3 protein-coding genes are annotated in these 3,263 nt (G+C 45.3%); all 3 read right to left on the minus strand.

Going from position 1 to position 3,263, the window contains the following annotated elements; all coding sequences use genetic code 11:
- Positions 1–66: 66 nt before the first annotated feature.
- From ADF62_RS00220 to ADF62_RS00230, 3 genes are read right to left on the minus strand one after another with little or no spacing between them, the layout of a single operon-like run.
- A complete protein-coding gene (locus ADF62_RS00220) occupies positions 67–2,289 on the minus strand; it encodes a heavy metal translocating P-type ATPase (RefSeq protein ID WP_048787820.1) in 2,223 nt (740 codons plus the stop codon).
- Between the two features lie 10 nt (positions 2,290–2,299).
- A complete protein-coding gene (locus ADF62_RS00225) occupies positions 2,300–2,671 on the minus strand; it encodes a cupredoxin domain-containing protein (RefSeq protein ID WP_003093093.1) in 372 nt (123 codons plus the stop codon).
- A gap of 15 nt (positions 2,672–2,686) precedes the next feature.
- Positions 2,687–3,085 (minus strand): CopY/TcrY family copper transport repressor, encoded by a 399-nt coding sequence (locus tag ADF62_RS00230; RefSeq protein ID WP_048787821.1) that lies wholly within the window; start codon positions 3,083–3,085, stop codon positions 2,687–2,689.
- Positions 3,086–3,263: the final 178 nt, after the last annotated feature.

The raw sequence follows: 3,263 nt of genomic DNA on the forward strand, positions 1-3,263 counted from the left end.
TGGCTGGTATTATGGGCTTATAGCCCTTGATCAAACCACCCGTTAGACGGGTGGTTATGATTGAGTCTAATCAATTTTCGCAACATTGAGAAGCAGAGAGCTAGTCAAAACAGACAAAGAACTAAGGGCCATGGCAAGACCTGCTAGTTCTGGATTGAGGGTCAATCCCAGTCCTGCAAAGACTCCAGCAGCAATTGGAAGCCCAATGATATTGTAGATAGAGGCCCAGAAGAGATTGAGTAAGATCCTGCGGAAGGTCTTTTGACTCATGTCAAAGGCGCGCACAACGCCAAGCAAATCATTTTGCGTGAGCACGATGCCACCGGACTCGATCGCAATATCCGTTCCAGATCCCATAGCGATCCCCACATCCGCGATCGAGAGAGCTGGAGCATCATTGATCCCATCTCCAACAAACGCGACCTTGCTAGCTTCTTGCAGTTTTTGGATGGCGCTAGCTTTTTCTTGAGGAAGGACATCAGCAATGACGGTGTCAATTCCCACTTGCTTAGCAATAGCTTGGGCCACCCGTTCATTATCCCCCGTTAACATGACCGTTTTCAAGCCCCGTTCTTTAAGCTTTTTGATCGCTTCTTTTGAGCTGGCCTTTGGAGCATCTTGAATGGCAATCAAGCCAATCACTTGCCCATCCACAGCCAAATTGATCACTGTTTTGGCCTGCTCTTGCAAGTCTACCATCCGTTTTTCAAGCTCCGGATCCATCGCTGTCCCGTCATGAAGTTTACCATTTCCCAAGGTCACCAACTGCTGGTCGATCTGACCTTGGACCCCTTTTCCTTCAATCGCTTGGAAGTTTTCCACAGGGGATAACACCAAACCTTTTTCTTCTGCTTGGGATAACACCGCTTGGGCTAGTGGATGTTCTGAAAAAGTTTCAAGACTAGCAGCCAGTGTCAAGACACGCGCTTCATCTCCTACAACATCGGTTACAAGTGGTTGACCAATAGTAATAGTCCCTGTCTTATCAAACACAACAGTTTGAATCTTTTCCACTTCTTGAAGAACTGTTCCATTTTTAATCAGAACCCCCATCTTGGCACTACGGCCGGTTCCGACCATCAGGGCTGTTGGGGTTGCTAAACCAAGGGCACAAGGACAGGCAATAATGAGGACAGAGACTGCATAGAGCATGGCCTCTTGAAGCGACGCGCCCAGAAGCACGGACCAAACCCAGAAAGTCGCAATGGCCAAAATCGTCACCACTGGAACAAAGATACCTGAAATCTTATCCGTCAAATCTTGAATGGGAGCACGACTGGATTGGGCCATTTTGACAAAGTCCACAATTTGAGATAAGAGGGTCTCACTACCGACTTTTTCAGCCTTAAAGAGAATGGTCCCATTGCTGTTGATAGTGGAGCCGATAACTGCATCACCAACTGATTTTTCCACAGGCAAGCTTTCACCTGTCACCATCGACTCATCAATGGTCGTACTTCCTTCTACAATCGTCCCATCAACCGCAATCTTTTCCCCAGGACGGACCCGAATCAAGTCATCAATTTGGATATCTTCTGCCGCCACCTCGACATAGTTCCCATCACGGAGAACTTGAGCCGTTTTTGCCTGCAAATCCAACAACTTTTCCACAGCCTCAGAGGCATTGTTACGCATCCGTTCTTCAAAGATTTGCCCTAAGAGGATAAAGAAGATGATAAAACCCGCAGCCTCAAAGTATACTGGCTGACCAGTAAAAAGGGCAAATACACTATAGACATAGGCTACCAGGGTTCCAAGAGCTACCAAGGTATCCATATTGGAATGGTGCTTCTTAAATGAGGCCCAGGCACTCTTGATAAAAGGTACTCCTGCTACCAACATGATCGGCGTTGTCGCTAGGAAAGTCCCCCAGCGACTGACTGGATGGGAGACAAATCCTGCCCACATCCCAATCATCAAGATCAATAAAGGAAGGGTAAAGATACTAGTAATCCAAAAGCGACCCCGTAAATTTAAGACACGACGGCGTTTTTCCACAACCGTGTAGGAACCCTTTTGCATCTTCATTCCACATGAAAACTCAAAGTCCCCTGTTTCTGTCGGGGTAAAGGATATCACCTTATCCACACCGACTTCCAAAGGCTCTAAAATCCCCTGATCTTCAAACAAAATTTCCTTGTAACAGCCGGAAGGATTGACCCGATGGAAGGTGATTTCAGCAGGGATCCCTTTTTGAAGTTGAAATTCTTTGGGACTATAGCCCTTTTCTGCTGTAATACGGATCTTTTGCACTCCGTTTTCCACAACTGCTTTTTGTTTTTCTACCATACCTACTCCTTTATTCCACAATCATTTGACCATGCATCATGTTCATTCCACATGAATACCCATATTCGCCCGCTTTTTCTGGCGTAATTTCAATGACATGTTTTTCACCTAAAGGCAAATCTTCATGAACGCCAAAATCTGGAAAGATCACTTGAGCCAGACATGAAGATGGATCCTTGCGATTAAAGATGATCCGGGCTGGAACATTCTTTTTCAGGACAATGGTTTCAGGCGAATAGCCCCCCATGACTTCGACTTCAATTTCTTGATAACCTGATTTCTGACGAGCGTGGCCGCTTACCTTTTCATGCTCTGCAAAGAACCACCAAGCAATAAAAGCAACCACAAGTAAACAAACAATACTAATCAACAATCCAAACATGGAATTTCCTTCTTTCTATGACATACAATTGCAAGGGACTGTTTCAACAGCCTCTGCTTTCTTTTCTTCGAGGACCTGCTGCAGCTGATTAAGATCTGCAAGCGTAAAGTCACTCGCCTGAACCAAGTTTTCAAGAACATGAACAATTCTTTTTGAGCAAACCTTGTCTTTCACCTCCTCAACCACCAAGTCTAAACTCTGGTCCTGCGTCAACAATGCCGAGTAAACAAAGGCTTTGCCTGTTTTTTCTCTAGTCAAGCACCCCTTTTCCACCAAGCGGAGCAAGAGGGTCTTGATAGTCGACTTCGACCAGTCAAAGCGCTCGGACAAGACGGCAATCAAATCCGTGCTGGTCTGCTTACCTTCCATCCAGATAATCTTCATGATGCGCCATTCCGCATTGGAAATTTGCATGATCTCTCCTTTTTAAATCTACATTTGTAAACCTTATAATGCTATTCTACTCCTGAGGTTTACATTTGTCAACCAAAAGTTTAAAAAAAAAAATCTTCCTTTGAAGATTTGTCTGGTTATGTGACTTTAAGTCCGTTTCGCTCCGAAGGTGCGAAACAGATAAACCACCCGCTATGCG

It is taken from the genome of Streptococcus sp. 1004_SSPC, assembly GCF_001069025.1.
GTDB lineage: Bacteria > Bacillota > Bacilli > Lactobacillales > Streptococcaceae > Streptococcus > Streptococcus vestibularis.